The 14,517-nt window shown below is 41.2% G+C and carries 16 protein-coding genes and 1 riboswitch; of the genes, 4 read left to right on the top strand and 12 right to left on the bottom strand.

Features of this window, described 5'->3' with window-relative positions; genetic code table 11:
• Positions 1 to 218: 218 nt before the first annotated feature.
• From serS to Q3C15_RS05335, 4 genes are all read right to left on the bottom strand, one after another.
• A complete protein-coding gene (serS, locus tag Q3C15_RS05320) occupies positions 219 to 1,502 on the bottom strand; it encodes a serine--tRNA ligase (RefSeq protein ID WP_302704577.1) in 1,284 nt (427 codons plus the stop codon).
• Between the two features lie 299 nt (positions 1,503 to 1,801).
• The gene (locus tag Q3C15_RS05325; RefSeq protein WP_302704578.1) at positions 1,802 to 3,283 is read right to left on the bottom strand and encodes an amino acid permease; all 1,482 of its coding nucleotides are present in this window, start codon (positions 3,281 to 3,283) and stop codon (positions 1,802 to 1,804) included.
• 150 nt (positions 3,284 to 3,433) lie between these two features.
• Positions 3,434 to 3,613, bottom strand: a riboswitch (Lysine riboswitch).
• 50 nt (positions 3,614 to 3,663) lie between these two features.
• Entirely contained in the window at positions 3,664 to 4,470 is an 807-nt protein-coding gene (locus Q3C15_RS05330; protein WP_162257616.1) for a zinc-ribbon domain-containing protein, read from the bottom strand.
• Positions 4,471 to 4,478: 8 nt separating this feature from the next.
• Complete coding sequence (locus tag Q3C15_RS05335; protein ID WP_289554728.1) at positions 4,479 to 5,378, bottom strand: LysR family transcriptional regulator; 900 nt, start codon at positions 5,376 to 5,378, stop codon at positions 4,479 to 4,481.
• A gap of 135 nt (positions 5,379 to 5,513) precedes the next feature.
• Here Q3C15_RS05335 and Q3C15_RS05340 point away from each other — a divergent pair, with 135 nt between their 5' ends.
• The 3 genes from Q3C15_RS05340 to Q3C15_RS05350 all read left to right on the top strand — a co-directional run bounded on the left by Q3C15_RS05340 (position 5,514) and on the right by Q3C15_RS05350 (position 8,006).
• Entirely contained in the window at positions 5,514 to 6,359 is an 846-nt protein-coding gene (locus tag Q3C15_RS05340) for a sulfite exporter TauE/SafE family protein (RefSeq protein ID WP_302704599.1), read from the top strand.
• Positions 6,360 to 6,366: 7 nt separating this feature from the next.
• Positions 6,367 to 6,738, top strand: a complete 372-nt coding sequence (locus Q3C15_RS05345; protein ID WP_057827296.1) for a DUF1634 domain-containing protein — start codon at positions 6,367 to 6,369, stop codon at positions 6,736 to 6,738.
• 179 nt (positions 6,739 to 6,917) lie between these two features.
• Positions 6,918 to 8,006 (top strand): LCP family protein, encoded by a 1,089-nt coding sequence (locus Q3C15_RS05350; protein ID WP_302704600.1) that lies wholly within the window; start codon positions 6,918 to 6,920, stop codon positions 8,004 to 8,006.
• A gap of 37 nt (positions 8,007 to 8,043) precedes the next feature.
• On the opposite strand, the gene Q3C15_RS05355 is transcribed toward Q3C15_RS05350, so the two are convergent.
• From Q3C15_RS05355 to Q3C15_RS05370, 4 genes are all read right to left on the bottom strand, one after another.
• Positions 8,044 to 8,520, bottom strand: a complete 477-nt coding sequence (locus Q3C15_RS05355; RefSeq protein ID WP_204779308.1) for a threonine/serine exporter family protein — start codon at positions 8,518 to 8,520, stop codon at positions 8,044 to 8,046.
• A gap of 12 nt (positions 8,521 to 8,532) precedes the next feature.
• Positions 8,533 to 9,276, bottom strand: a complete 744-nt coding sequence (locus Q3C15_RS05360) for a threonine/serine exporter family protein (protein ID WP_204779307.1) — start codon at positions 9,274 to 9,276, stop codon at positions 8,533 to 8,535.
• A gap of 82 nt (positions 9,277 to 9,358) precedes the next feature.
• Positions 9,359 to 10,006, bottom strand: coding sequence for a metal-dependent transcriptional regulator (locus Q3C15_RS05365; RefSeq protein WP_204779306.1), 648 nt, complete (start codon positions 10,004 to 10,006; stop codon positions 9,359 to 9,361).
• 66 nt (positions 10,007 to 10,072) lie between these two features.
• The gene (locus tag Q3C15_RS05370; protein WP_204779305.1) at positions 10,073 to 10,969 is read right to left on the bottom strand and encodes an RluA family pseudouridine synthase; all 897 of its coding nucleotides are present in this window, start codon (positions 10,967 to 10,969) and stop codon (positions 10,073 to 10,075) included.
• A 135-nt stretch (positions 10,970 to 11,104) separates the two neighbouring features.
• Here Q3C15_RS05370 and Q3C15_RS05375 point away from each other — a divergent pair, with 135 nt between their 5' ends.
• Positions 11,105 to 11,779, top strand: coding sequence for a phosphatase PAP2 family protein (locus Q3C15_RS05375; protein ID WP_302704579.1), 675 nt, complete (start codon positions 11,105 to 11,107; stop codon positions 11,777 to 11,779).
• Positions 11,780 to 11,818: 39 nt separating this feature from the next.
• Here Q3C15_RS05375 and Q3C15_RS05380 read toward each other — a convergent pair whose 3' ends face one another.
• The 4 genes from Q3C15_RS05380 to Q3C15_RS05395 all read right to left on the bottom strand — a co-directional run bounded on the left by Q3C15_RS05380 (position 11,819) and on the right by Q3C15_RS05395 (position 14,464).
• Positions 11,819 to 12,415 carry a hypothetical protein gene (locus tag Q3C15_RS05380; protein ID WP_204779303.1) on the bottom strand — a complete coding sequence of 199 codons (597 nt, stop codon included), beginning with the start codon at positions 12,413 to 12,415 and terminating at the stop codon, positions 11,819 to 11,821.
• A 20-nt stretch (positions 12,416 to 12,435) separates the two neighbouring features.
• Positions 12,436 to 13,245, bottom strand: coding sequence for an alpha/beta hydrolase (locus tag Q3C15_RS05385; protein WP_057827283.1), 810 nt, complete (start codon positions 13,243 to 13,245; stop codon positions 12,436 to 12,438).
• 112 nt (positions 13,246 to 13,357) lie between these two features.
• Positions 13,358 to 13,699: an AzlD domain-containing protein gene (locus Q3C15_RS05390; protein ID WP_086427346.1), complete on the bottom strand. Its 342-nt coding sequence runs from the start codon at positions 13,697 to 13,699 to the stop codon at positions 13,358 to 13,360.
• 21 nt (positions 13,700 to 13,720) lie between these two features.
• The gene (locus tag Q3C15_RS05395) at positions 13,721 to 14,464 is read right to left on the bottom strand and encodes an AzlC family ABC transporter permease (RefSeq protein WP_057827282.1); all 744 of its coding nucleotides are present in this window, start codon (positions 14,462 to 14,464) and stop codon (positions 13,721 to 13,723) included.
• Positions 14,465 to 14,517: the final 53 nt, after the last annotated feature.

Here is a 14,517-nt window from a genome sequence, read left to right on the forward strand (position 1 = left end):
AACTTTTGTCAAAAGACAACTGTTTAATAATATCAATTTAATAAATCGATGTCAACCATCTTCATTAAAATAAATTATCAAATCATTCATCTCTTGCGAACATTTATTATATTACTAGCTTCCTTTCTTTTCGTCAATCACTTTTTTTAAATTTTGATAACTTTTTCTTAAATAAAAAAAGGTTGAGCCACCAGCTCAACCTTTTAAGTAAACGTCAATTATTTGTTGTTTTCTAAAGTGATCTTTTCCATTCCATGCATGTATGGACGCAAAACTTCTGGAATCGTTACACTGCCGTCTTCGTTTTGATAATTTTCAAGAATTGCAGCTACGGTCCGTCCGACAGCTAATCCAGAACCGTTTAATGTATGAACGAATTGTAATTTACCATTTTCATCACGGTATTGAATGTGTGACCGGCGTGCCTGGAAGTCTTCACAGTTTGAACAGCTTGAAATTTCACGGTATTTATTTTGCGCAGGCATCCAAACTTCAATATCATGCGTCATCGCAGCACTAAAACTCATGTCACCTGATGATAAAGTAATTACATGATATGGCAATCCCAATTTATCCAAAATGTTAGTTGCACACTTAGTCATCTTTTCTAATTCATCATATGAATCTTCCGGTTTCGTAAACTTAACCATTTCAACCTTATTGAATTGGTGCATCCGAATTAATCCCCGAGTATCCCGGCCAGCGCTTCCGGCTTCTGAACGGAAGCATGGAGTTAACGCTGTTAAGTAGACTGGAAGCTTTTCAGTCGGAATGACTTCATCCCGGTAGTAGTTCGTCAGTGGAACTTCTGCTGTTGGAATTAACGTCATATCTTCCCCATTAACTTGGTAAACATCTTCCTTAAATTTCGGGAATTGACTTGTTCCATACATTGAAGCAGCATTCACAATGTATGGTGGCAGAACTTCCGTGAATCCTTCCTTAGCATGTTCATCAAGCATAAAGTTGTAAACGGCCCGTTCCAACTTTGCCCCGGCTCCTAAATAGTAAACAAACCGGGCACCTGAAACCTTAGCAGCCCGTTCGAAATCTAAAATTCCAAGATCTTCGCCGATATCCCAGTGATTCTTCGGTTCAAAATCGAATTCAGTTGGTTTTCCAACCTTATATAATTCAACGCTTTCTGCTTCAGTCAAGCCAACTGGAACCGTTGGATTTGGCAAGTTTGGTAACCGTGATGCAATGTCTTGTTCTTCAGCTTCAACCCGATCCAAATCTTCATCTAAAGCTTTGATTCGAGTTCCAACTTCCCGCATTTTTTCAATTTGAGCAGTTGCATCTTCTTTGTTCCGCTTAGCCTTTGCAATTTCAGCTGAAACATCATTCCGTTGTTTCTTTAAGTTTTCAGCTTCAACTAGTAAGTCACGCCGTTCTTTATCTTTTTCCAACAAAGCATCAATTTTTTCAGGTTCAACTCCCCGAGTTCCTAAACGTTTCTTGTATTCATCAGGATTTTTCCGAATTTGGCGAATATCTAACATTTTAACTTCCTCCGATAATTTTTCTAAAATAATTAAAAAATAAGCCTTTCATCCACCTATGGGACGAAAGACTTATTCGCGGTACCACCCAACTTTGTTATTTTCCAAATGCATGCAAAATAACACACTCAACTTAATAACGGTCTCCCGTGCAGCATTGCCTGCCCGTCGTTTAGAAAGCTGGAGTTTCGGTAACGGTTCACACCACCCACCGCTTCTCTGTGTACCTACTTATGGCGATCCATGACGTTTTAATTATTTCAAATTCATTTTAACCTTTTACCTATAATTAATCAAGTCTAGTGATCTTCAACCAAGGTGTCATCTTCCTCATCAAAATCCTGCTTGATATCCGGCGTTGTTAAATCAACCTCTTCAAGCGGAATCATGTGCGTATGATGCTTGATCTTGTAATAGAAGAATAAAATCAAGAACAATGGAACTGACATATACGTTACAAGCATTGCCTTCCAATCAAAATGAGCGACAGCTTGTAAATCTTGACCGATAATCACAAGAATACACATTATTAATGCGAGAATTGGTCCAAACGGGAACCACTTTGCCTTATAAACTAAATCATTGACATCGCGTCCTTGAGCAACATATGCCCGCCGGAACCGGTAATGTGAAATTGCAATTCCAACCCATGCAATAAAGCCGGTCAATCCACTGGCAGCAACCAACCATTGATAAATTTGATTTCCAAAAATACTTGTCAGGAATGTTAACAAGCCAACAAAAGCTGTTCCAAGCAATGCAGCCATTGGGACTCCACGCTTATTGACCTTGGCAAAAATCTTTGGAGCATCCCCATCCTGAGCCATTGAATATAACATCCGCGTTGAAGCATACATTCCGGAGTTGGCAGATGATAACACGGATGTCAAAATAACCGCATTCATTACGCTGGCAGCGGCGGCTAATCCGGCACGCTTGAAGACCAATGTAAACGGACTGATTGCAATATCCGAAGCACTTGAACCAAGCAAATACTTACTTGTATATGGAATAATTGCCGCAATTACAAAAATTGATAAGATATAGAACAACAAGATCCGCCAAAAGACTTGCTTAATTGCTTTTGGAACACTTTCTGCCGGATTTTCTGATTCACCGGCCGTTACCCCAACTAATTCAGTTCCTTGGAATGAGAATCCAGCAACAACGAAAACGCTCAAAACTGCTGGAATTCCACCAACGAATGGAGCTTTCCTATATGTAAAGTTGTGTAAATACGTTGCCTTGCCGCCAAGGATCCCGAAAATCGTTAAGACCCCAACTGCAAGGAAAATAACAACCGTTAAGATCTTGATCAACGATAACCAGTATTCCGTTTCCCCAAACGACTTAACCGATATCGCATTGATCAAAAATACAAGCAACAGGGCAAATAAACTAAAGACCCATCCCGGAACGTGGGGGAACCAGAACTTCAAAACCAGCGCACACGTTGAAACATCGACTGCGACCGTGATTGCCCAGTTAAACCAATAATTCCAGCCCATTGCGAACCCTAATGCGGGATCAACAAAGCGCCGCGAGTACGTTGCAAATGATCCCGAAACGGGAAGGTACGTTGCCATTTCACCCAATGAAGTCATTAAGAAATATACCATGACCCCGATTCCGATATAGGCAACGATTGCTCCACCAGGTCCTGCTTGTGAAATTGCCGATCCACTCGCAACAAATAACCCGGTTCCAATACTTCCACCTAACGCGATCATCGACAAATGACGAGTCTTTAATGATCGCTTAACTTGATTTTCCTCTGCCATAACTTTAACCTCCTAATATATATCCGGTCAAAGAGCACAGATTCAATCACTACAAAGCAAAATAAAAACGCGCAGTCCGAAGCATGCGCGTTGAAGTTCTACTAAGACTAAAATTTTTAAATTTAAAATTAAAAAATATCATAATAATAGACTTTCGATAGCGCTCCGCAATGTTTTCACTGCGACAGTTCCTAGCCTCTTAAGCTAGACCCCAGCGGTTGACTTCTAAAGCAATCAATCACTTCGGCACCGATTCCTTTCACCTTCAATCATCATTGCTTTAGCAATTCATGAAGGCTACTGATAAGCAGTGCGACCTCTCTTCGATGTAATTATTATCGCTTTTAATTCTTATTAAATCAAGTCTAATTTACTCTTTTTTAAAATTTATTTTGCCGTTTTTTCCAATCTTCGACATTAAACGTATATGGGTTGTTATCCAATCGCGGCCCCATCATGCAAATAAACCAAATGAAAAATTGAGCGATCGGAATAAACCACAAAATTACAAACCACGCTGGCATTTGGATATCATGCAACCGTCGAATGATCGCGGTCAAGACCCCGAGACGAAAAACGACTGAAACGCCAGCTGAAAGCTTGAACATCGTCTTCATTGTCATTGGAATCTTAAAAAATGGTAGCAATTCAGATAATAACATGGCAGCAACCATACAAATCAGGAAGAAACCGAAAAAGCCCCACCAGAAGTCATTGACTCCAAGCCGCTTATTAACTTTGAACATGTCCCGGAAAAACAGCTTCGTTGAAGCAATCAATCCTGGCTTACCGGTTTCATTTTTTTCTTCTGGCTTGATGACCCGGACCTTGATTCCGGCATCTTGCATCTGCTTCATAAAATTATTCAGCGAATCCTGATCATCAAAGTTCGTATTCATTAATCCTTGAGCAAGTTTTTGTTCAGAAGTTAAATTCGAATTTGAATTTGACGTTGCCTTTTGATCGGCATCGTCGCGTTTAAGGTCTTCATTTAGGTTTAAAATTGCTTGGTCAGTTCCGCAATACGGACAAAAGTTAGCATTGACATAAATATCTTTACCGCACTTTTTACATTTTTTCGTTTCATAATCCTGATCGGAAAACCGTTTTTGAACCGCCCCGCAAAAGGCACAGCGCCGTTCATTTTCATCGAGCTTGTGACCGCACTTTTCACAATAATACGTCATTGATGTGATCATCCTTTCTCTTTATTCTTAATGGTATCATTTTTGTAACAATTTATAAATTTTGCTAAAACCGGCGATAGCTGCTGATCAGTCTTCCACACAAGGGCAAGGTTTGTTTGCCATGCTTCATGTCGAACAGGAATCAGTTTCACTTGCGAAGTCGCATACCGTTGAGCACACGTTGCGGGAACCAAGGCGACTCCGATTTCCCTTTCAGCCCACCGAATTCCAGTCCGGGCATCGTCGCATTCAAGCGCAAAAGTCGGTTGCAGTCCCCGATGTTCAAAGGAATCTTTGATAATGATCTTAAACCGGCGATAGACGATCAGCGGTAAGGTGCTCAATTTTTCAATCGAAATGCTTTTCCGTTTCACTAAATCAGTTGTCAATAAGCGTTCTGGAATGATCGCCATCATCGGTTCAGCCGGAAACATCCGCACTTGAAGGCCTTCCCGGTTAAATGGAGTTCGCAAAACCGCCACATCGATCAAATTCTTATTTAAAAGATCCAGTAACTGATAGGTATTACCTTCGCTTAACTCAAACTTAACCCCCGGGTATGCTTTGATAAGCTCTGCGGCCTGGTCATTTGGTAAAACGCCACCGCTAGTTGACGTTGCTCCGATTCGAAGCGTTCCTAAAAATCCCTGGTCGATATTTTTGACTTTATACTCCGTGATCTTGGTTAAATCAACGATTTGCTTCGCATATTCAGCCAGCGTACTTCCAGCCGGGGTCAGCTGAACTCCATGCGCCGTTCGTTTAAGCAGCTGAACTCCGAGTTCCTTTTCCAGCTGTTTCAGTTGATAACTCAACGGTGGTTGCGCAATGTTAAGCCGTTTAGCTGCGGCTGTAACCTGCTTTTCCTCGGCAACTGCAATAAAATACTCCAATTGTTTTAAATTCATAATTTAACTCCCTAAAATAATTACTCTCTATTATCATATACAATTTTTGCATATCTATCACAACAAATAAATATTTTTCTTTATGAAAGTTTAATGTTAGGATTTAAAAGGAAACAAAATGAGAGAAGGAATTTAATTATGCATACAGCATTTTTAATGTTGCTGATTGGTCTTTCTGCCGGGACCATGGGAGCAATTTTAGGAATTGGTGGGGGAATGATCATCACACCAATTATTACTTTAGGAATGGGCCTTCCAATCAAGTATGCGATCGGGGCAAGTATCATTGCCGTAATTGCAACGAGTTCAGGTTCAACCATTGCGTTTTTGAAAGATGATGTGTTGAATTTACGGGTCGCAATGTTCCTTGAACTTGCTACCAGTGTTGGAGCCATTGTTGGGGCCCTTTTAACCGGGGTCTTCAATCCGGCGATCCTTTACTTCTTATTCGGATGCCTGCTTTTATTTGCAAGCTGGAACATGGTTCGTAAATTACGTTCTGGAAAAGAGGTCCTTCACCGGGCAACGCCAGACAAACTGGCTGAAAAATTAAAACTGAATAACTCATATTATGACAAGAACCTCCACAAACAAGTCGATTATGAAGTTGAAAATGTTCCTGGTGGGATGACGATCATGTTCGGTGCCGGTCTTGCATCCGGTCTGCTCGGAATCGGTTCAGGAGCCTTTAAAGTCATGGCTCTTGATAATGTAATGAAGATGCCGTTAAAGCCATCAAGTGCAACAAGTAACTTAATGATGGGCGTTACCGCCGCTGCAAGTGCAACGATCTATTTCTTTAACGGCTCAATTCGGCCAGATATCGCGGTTCCATTGTCACTGGGAATCATTGTCGGTGCCGCTCTCGGAAGCCGAATCATGCAACACATGCCTTCAAGATGGTTGCGGATCATCTTCGTTCCAATTTTGGCATACTTAGGATTACAAATGGCATTCAAAGCGTTTGGGGTGACGATTTAAGATGAAAATGGATAAAAGAACCCAAGAAGAAATGAACCACATGGAAATCATTATCGGGAAGATCATGCGAGTCGGCGTTGCAACCGCTGCAGTCGTAATGCTGATTGGCTACATTTTAATGGTAGTTAAACACTCAACTGGATACCCTGGTGGAACATTTCCAACAACATTAACGGCGATTTGCCAAGGAATTATTCAGTTAAAACCATATGCAATTATGATGGGCGGAATCTTCTTATTAATCTTGACCCCCGCATTGCGGGTTGCAACTTCGATCTACACGTTCTTTAAGGAACACGATAAGTTGTATACGATCGTAACCACCGCCGTTTTAGTAATCTTACTGATTAGTTTCTTCCTTGGCCATGCTGACCATTAAAATCAATATTCATGATATAATGAGGTCAAATTGATTCTAGTAGATTATTTTGACTTTGCAATCATTCAAGGTCGTTAAATGCGACCTTATTTTTTTATGAGGGAGGAACCCTTATGAGTTTACATCGCTCACAACATGAAGAATTTGAAAACCAACCTGATGAGTTGGAGCGCGAAGAAATGATTTCGCGTCCCCGAAGAAAATCACGCAAAAAAACAATTTTCTTTTGGATTTTACTGATCTTAGTAATTGTACTCGGAATTGGTGGGCATGTGCTACACGAACACTACTTAAATGCCCGAAAAGCGGCCGATTCCGTTTATGCCCCGAACAGCGTTAAGAAACAGCGCGATGTTGATCGGTTACTTAAAGAAGGCAAACCGATTTCAATTCTGCTGATGGGAACCGATACCGGAGCGCTTGGACGGTCGTTTAAGGGACGGACTGATACAATGATGGTTTGCGTTTTAAACCCGAAAGATAAAACCATGACCCTTGTTAGTCTGCCGCGCGACGCCCTGGTTGCAATCAACGGTTATGAACAGTACTATCCAAGTAAATTAAACTCGGCATATGCTTACGGCGGTTCAGCAACGGCGGTCAAAACCGTTCAAAAATACCTCAACGTTCCGATCGATTTTTACGCTACGATCAACATGGGCGGTTTGGAAGGATTGATCAATGCCGTCGGCGGCGTTGACATTAAACCGTTGCTGTCGTTTTCGTTTGCCGGATACAATTTTGTAAAAGGTAAAAAGACCCACATGAATGGGACTGAAGCCTTACAATACTGCCGGATGCGTGATCAAGATCCATTAGGGGATTACGGACGCCAAAACCGGCAACGACAAGTTATCATGGCCTTGGCGTTTAAGGGAGTTCAATTAACCAGTTTGTTAAACGATGACTTCTTGAATTCGTTATCGAAACAGTTACGCACTGACTTGTCCTTTAACAACATGGTCTCCTTGAACATGAAATACCGGGTAGCAACTCACCACATGAAATCAACCCACCTTCAAGGAACAACTCAGGTAATCGGTGAAGCTGATTTTGAAGTTGCAAGCCGGAAAAACAAACAGGAAATTACGGATGTCTTGCGGAAAGCACTTGATTTACCGCATGCCGAAACCGGTGATACTTTGAAAGGCACTGACCTTGAATCGCCAAATCAGCTTGAAGGGACCGGAAATTCGAATGATGCGACTACTTCGACCGGACAAACATACCAAACATATCAAACACCTCAATATCAAGGACAATATTAAAAAGGTTGCGGCTTAAGCCGCAACCTTTTTTGCTTTCTTAAACTGCCTTATTCTTTACTGACCCTTTAATTCGGTAATACATGCGGGTAATCATTTCGGCAAGGAAAAAGCCCATTGCAATCGCGCCTGCAATCATAGCAACTTGTACAAGGTAATGCAAGGCAATGCTGTTTCTTCCAAATGCAAAGTTATAAATTGCTTTATACGATTGGCTTCCTGGAACCAGGGGCACCATTCCCGGAACGTTGAATAAAATCATCGGCATTTTTTTTGCACGCGCCATAATGGCTGCTCCCAGGCCGACAACTAACGCCCCGCTTAAATTAGCAAGCATCGTTCCTAAATGGGCGTGAAAAATCAAAATATATGTCATCCAGCCTAAACTGCCGACGGCCCCGCATCCCAACAGCGCATTATGCGGAATGTTGATCAAAATCCCAAACCCCATCGTTGCAATGTAGCTAAAAAGAAAATGAATAAGTAGGCCATCACCCGTAATCGGTAAAATATTCATTCAACCAACCTCCTAACTAAACCGCAAAACCAATGCAATTCCCATTCCAAGCGCGCATGCAGTGATCAATCCTTCAATCATTCGGGATGCGCCGCTTAAAATATGACCAGCAAGCAGATCGCGCACGGCATTCGTTAGCAACACTCCTGGAACCAACGGCATGATTCCACCAGTAATGATCATTCCCATATTCATTCCCCAATGAGCCTTGACGGCGCTGATTCCACAAATTCCAATTACCATTGCCGCAATGAATTCACTGGCAAATTCCGTTCTAAAGAACCGGTTTAAAATCACATAACTGGTATATCCTAAAGCAGCAATTCCCATCGTCAACAACATATCTGACCACCGGCCGCCATAAACAACTTCCAACGTTCCGCCAATTAAGGCTGCCGCAATCACTTTCAAAACAGGGCGAAAATCAGGGGTTGACTTATCGAGAATCACCAATCGGTCGTACATTTGCTGCAACGTTAATTTTTTCGCTTGAAATGCTCGGGAAGCATCGTTGACCCGCGAAATCCGTTCAAGGTCGATCCGCCGTTTGTCGATCGATTCGACCTGCGAATTTTCACCGCCCTGAATCGACATCATGATTCCCGTTGTTGTTTCGAAAATTCGCGGACTTTGAATTCCAGCATTCCGCGCGATCCGCTGTAAAGTATCATCGACCCGGGCCATATCTGCTCCATTTTCGATCATGATCTTGCCAGCCAATAAGACCGTATCGATAATTAAATTTGCATCCTCCATCCTTTTCACCTCGTTACTTTCTGCAGAATAAAACGATGAGGCATGACCGTCGTCAATGCCTCATTCGGAGTTTAATTCATTTTTATTTAACAAAAATATAGTGGGCCGCCTTATAGCCGATTCCCATTTTTTCACCGGTCTCTTCCACTTCGATCTCAATCGGTCCTTCAAATGGCTTGTGAGCTAAAACCTTGATCCGTTCACCCAATTTTAATTTAACCCCTGCTAAGTATGTCAATAAATCATGATTGTCAATAAAACGATCAACTTCAACGGTTGAGCCATCCGAAACATCCATCAAAATATCATGGCTATCTTCTTCATAATCGCCATTTTTATCCGGAATAACGCCGCCGTGCGGGCAGCGTTGCGGATGACCTAAAAACTCATCCAGATGATCCATTAAATTCCCGCTCGTTGCGTGTTCAAGCACTTCAGCATCTTCATGAACATCCTGCAATGAATAGTTCAATTTTGTAACCAAAAAGGTTTCCCACAAACGATGCCGCCGAATCAACTCTTCGGCAATCTGCACCCCGTTCGCAGTTAATGAAATTCCCCCGTAAGGTTCATGGTGAACTAACCCCTCTTTCACCAACTTACGCACCATTTCTGTTACTGATCCGGCTGCAACATTCAAACTCATTGAAATCTGCTTGTTTGAGACTTTCTTTTTCCGACCGCCTAGTTCAAAGATAATTTTTAAATAGTCTTCTTTTTTAGGTGTCATTGATTTCACCTCATTTTTTTAATTCGCATTCATTATATCAGAAACGGGCTTAATTTAAAGCCCCAATTAAGCCTGATTTTTTCGTAAATGAGTCAATGCGTCCTGAAAGTCATCCGGCAATGAAGCATTAAAGCTTTCAGGCTGACCAGTAAACGGATTGACCAATTCTAAATGGGCCGCGTGTAGCATTTGCCGGTGAATTAATTGCGTTGGTCCGCCATAAAGCTCATCCCCGATCAACGGAAATCCAAGATGGGCAAAGTGAGCGCGAATTTGATGTGTCCGTCCGGTATGCAACCGAACCCTGATCATCGTCGCGTTCTTAAAGCGTTCCTGAACCCAGTATTCAGTTTGCGAAGGCTTCCCATCCGGAGCAACGATTCGCCGCGCACTTTCATAACTTTCTTTTTTTAAAGGAAGATCGATCATTCCATGTTCATCCGGAAGCTCGCCGCTTACAACTGCAAGGTATTCCTTTTTCATCGTATGATTAGTGATTTGATCCTGGACCATGCTTTGAATAAAATTACTTTTGGCAAATAGAACCACTCCACTAGTATCAAAATCTAGCCGCGTCAGAATATGCGGAACATACGATTGTGACTGCTGCTGCGCATACCCCAACGCCCGATTAGCTAATGTTGTTGTTGAATTCGCCGGTCCGGGAACGCTTGTCGTTTGTGCATCCTTATTAAGTGCTAAAAAATATTGGTCCTCTGCAATAATTTCAATCGGTAACGTACTTTGAGCAACATTCGGATCCGGTTGTTCCGGTTTCAAATCCAAAATCAGGGTTGCTTGACCGTTGAGCTTCGTGCGTTCGGTGATCACCTTTTCTCCATTAAGGATCCGTCCTGCACCTTGCCGAATTTTCTTTAACGTTCTTCCACTAATTCCATTTTGCCGCAAGACATTTCCAGCAGTTTCCTTTTTTGAATCAGTTTTATAAATAAGATATTGCATTTCCTCTGTCCTTTGATTTGATTATTTTTATCATAATTTAAAAAATCATAAAAAAACAACTTTAATTAACAAAAATCCTGCGAGATAATGGTAAGATATTAAATGTAATTTTATTATTAATTGAGGTGAAACTTCTTGGACCTGAAAGAAAACAAAAATCGACCGATTTTAGCAACGGTCTATGCGATCATCTTTTTGATTCTCCTTTTATTGGTCAAATTAAACAGTCCAATTGTCCATGGGATCGATCATATTGTTCAGTCAATTGTTTTTTCATTCACTAATGAACATTTAACGGTTTTAATAAGTATTCTCACTAATTTTGGTTCGCCAGTTGTTTCGTTGATCCTTGCGTGCTTAGTATTGGCATTTGTCTTTTTCAAACGCGAATACGCCGCTGCAATCTGGGGATTCGGAACCTTGATCATCGGAAATGGTCTCGCATGGGTCTTCAAACACATCGCTGCCCGGCCGCGTCCAGCGCTTGCACAACGGCTTGCTCCTGCACACGGCTATAGTTTTCCAAGCGGTCACGTTTTTGGGACAACATTATTCGTCCTTCTTTTACTTACACTGATTGTTCCCCGGATCAAGAATCATACAACGCAGACGTTGATTCGAGTACTAGCAGTTATCTGGGTAGTTTTCATTATGCTTTCACGAATCTACTTACGAGTTCACTATCCAACTGATACATTCGGCAGTTTGTTGTTAGCCGGAGCAGTTTGGGAATTCGCCGTAATGGTTTGGATCAAGTTTTTCAAGAAAAAAGTTGATGCCGCCAATTCTGAAGGCCGGCACTTTCAATAATTAAGTAAACAAAAATGGTTGTGATGATTCACAACCATTTTATTTATGTTCTGATTTTAATGGATACGCTGGCATAAGAAACTGATCATTTTCATGTTTTAAATGTTTAGCTTTCGCATAGATCGAATCATAATACTGTTCTTTAATCCCGTGATATTTCAGAATTGAAGTCAAGAGCGTATTTGATTTAGCATAGTTCCCTTCTTCATTGCATTCAACCGCTTCATCATATATTTTTTCAAATGAAGCTAGCTGACTTTGAGCTTCTTCAATTTCAGTCGCATATGCACTGGAACGTCGAACTAAAACGTTTAATCCATGATCTGCATCAGCAGCCTGATCAAAAAACTTTTTGGCCTGATCATAGTTTTGCTGATTCAGGGCAGTTTTAGCTTTCATATACAAATCAAGCTGTTTAATATTGCGCTCGGCTTGCGGGTCATCTTGCTTCCGCTTAGCTGCATTTTGAAAGCTGATCTTTGCAGCCTGATACTCGCATTTTTTTGTTTGGGTCATTCCCCGTTCCATTGCTTGTTCATATTCCTTTTGGACTTCAACGTTTTTCGTAAACCCGAAGCCGATGAAAACAATCGCAAGAAGAATAACCCCTAATCCAATCAGAACTTTTTTTCGCAATTCAAATTCCTCACTTTAAATTAAAAGTTTTCGTGAAGCCATGTTTCCAATAATTCTGGCCAAACTTGCAACGTTGGAACGATTTGAGCGTCTTTGTTAGCTGTTTCCTTGGTTGCTAAACTGTGACCGTGTTGACCGTGTGGAAAGACGTGGAATTCAAAGTTAACGCCGTTCTTCCGCAAAGCTTCAACCATCATTAAGCTGTTTTCCATTGGAACCGTGGTATCTTCAGTTGTTGTCCAAATAAATGCCATTGGAGTATCCTTTGAAACATGCTTTTGAAGAGATAACTTTTCGCGTTCTTCTGGCGTTGCGTCTTCACCTAACAAGTGATCAAATGAACCTTGGTGGCCAAATTGTTGATCAGCTGTAACAACTGAATAACCCATAATCAAGCCATTTGGTTTAACATCTTCCGGATCGAATCCAAGGTCTTTAATTGTTTGTGAGTTCCACATTGTTGCGAGCATTCCTGCTAAGTGACCACCAGCAGATGTTCCCATCACAATGATCTTATTTGGATCAACATGCCATTGAGCGGCGTTGTCCCGCACCATTTTAACGGCCGTTGCTAATTGAGCTAATTGAGCTGGATGATGAACTGGCATGCATGAATAGTTCAACACGAATGCTTGAGCACCCATTCCTAAAAGTTTTACGGCAATTGGTTCCCCTTCGCGTTCAGAAACCATCTTGTAACCGCCGCCGGGACAGATAATAACTGCTGGCCGAACCCGATTTTCATCAATTTCTGGTGAATTATCTAAAACATATCCTGTTAATTCTGCATCTTCATATGATGTCTTAATTTTTTCCTTTAAATATTGCATCGCGATTAAACCTTTCTATTTAAAATCTATCTCAATTATACAACAAAAGTCACTGAATTTATTGAATCTGACCTCTTCAATCATTCAGTGACCCTTAACTTTTAGTATGTAATTATCCTGGAATTACCATTGACAATAAGGCAACCGCTGCGAGTCCTAACACAACTGAAAGCCCCATTGACCGTGATTTATATGCAACAACCATTACAATGACCGCTGCAAGCAATTTGGCCAAGTGACCAAATCCGATAAACGTATAGTGCGATGTATTAATGAAAATATCCTTCACGACTAATGCGGTAAACAGCGAAACCGGAACATATTTCATCCATTCATTGAACCATTCCGGGATTTTCCGTGTTGTAAAAAATTTCATTGGCAACAGTCGTGGTCCTAACGCAACCAACATTGATAAGATGATCAAAATAAAATGATCTGTACTCGACATATGCATAGCAAACTCTCCTACCTAAAATCACTGCTTATTCGGCTTGATGTTCTTCAACAAGAACCCTTTCTCACGACCATGTTTGCGTAAGTAATTTTCAATCGCAAACCCTGTCAATGAGGCAATGATGGTTGCAACAACCAGCCCCATCGTACTCTTAAGCAAGCACATAAAAATGACTGCCAAAACAGCTGAAAAAGCACTGATCAAAATCGTGAGTTTATTCCGAATCTGCATCACAATCATGTACAAGAATAACGATGTTAACGCAAAATCAACAATTTCCAAGTTGATCTTCGGTAACATTCCACCAACTAAACTGCCGATTACATTTGCAACCGTCCATGATAAAAGAGAATAGTGTTCAACCATCATCGCATCATTCGGTGACCACTCTTTATCAGTTGCAAACTTCAAATAGTTAACCGCATAGTTTTCGTCGTTCAACGAAATTGCAAAGAAGTAAATAAATTTCTTACTTGTTCCTTGAACATATTGTGACAAACTTGACCCTAACAATGCATACCGCAATTCAAGGAAGAATAACATGAATAAAATCGTATGCATTGGAGCATTTGCAGTTAACATCGACGCAATCAAGAACTGCGCCCCACCTGAGAAAACGAGCATTGACGCTAAGCCCGTCAAGATCGTATTAAAACCAGCTGCATGCAGAAGGACTCCACATGCAAGACCGATTGGAATGTAACTTAGGCAAAGCGGAAGTGCTACTTTGAGTACTTCCAACCAGCGTGGTTGTTCTTTAGTCACAATATACCTCCATTTATAAAAAAGTACCTATATTTTGAGTATAACATACTTCG

It is taken from the genome of Ligilactobacillus sp. 110_WCHN (assembly GCF_030518115.1).
In the GTDB taxonomy this organism is placed as follows: domain Bacteria; phylum Bacillota; class Bacilli; order Lactobacillales; family Lactobacillaceae; genus Ligilactobacillus; species Ligilactobacillus aviarius_C.

Bases quoted from the DNA above. Each gene is read 5' to 3' on its own strand.
- Q3C15_RS05330 (WP_162257616.1), bottom strand. From the start codon at position 4,470: ATGACGTATTATTGTGAAAAGTGCGGTCACAAGCTCGATGAAAATGAA.
- Q3C15_RS05350 (WP_302704600.1), top strand. From the start codon at position 6,918: ATGATTTCGCGTCCCCGAAGAAAATCACGCAAAAAAACAATTTTCTTT.
- Q3C15_RS05325 (WP_302704578.1), bottom strand. From the start codon at position 3,283: ATGGCAGAGGAAAATCAAGTTAAGCGATCATTAAAGACTCGTCATTTG.
- Q3C15_RS05360 (WP_204779307.1), bottom strand. From the start codon at position 9,276: ATGGAGGATGCAAATTTAATTATCGATACGGTCTTATTGGCTGGCAAG.
- Q3C15_RS05345 (WP_057827296.1), top strand. From the start codon at position 6,367: ATGGATAAAAGAACCCAAGAAGAAATGAACCACATGGAAATCATTATC.
- Q3C15_RS05365 (WP_204779306.1), bottom strand. From the start codon at position 10,006: ATGACACCTAAAAAAGAAGACTATTTAAAAATTATCTTTGAACTAGGC.
- Q3C15_RS05335 (WP_289554728.1), bottom strand. From the start codon at position 5,378: ATGAATTTAAAACAATTGGAGTATTTTATTGCAGTTGCCGAGGAAAAG.
- Q3C15_RS05390 (WP_086427346.1), bottom strand. From the start codon at position 13,699: ATGCATATGTCGAGTACAGATCATTTTATTTTGATCATCTTATCAATG.
- Q3C15_RS05385 (WP_057827283.1), bottom strand. From the start codon at position 13,245: ATGCAATATTTAAAGGAAAAAATTAAGACATCATATGAAGATGCAGAA.
- serS (WP_302704577.1), bottom strand. From the start codon at position 1,502: ATGTTAGATATTCGCCAAATTCGGAAAAATCCTGATGAATACAAGAAA.
- Q3C15_RS05355 (WP_204779308.1), bottom strand. From the start codon at position 8,520: ATGAATATTTTACCGATTACGGGTGATGGCCTACTTATTCATTTTCTT.
- Q3C15_RS05370 (WP_204779305.1), bottom strand. From the start codon at position 10,969: ATGCAATATCTTATTTATAAAACTGATTCAAAAAAGGAAACTGCTGGA.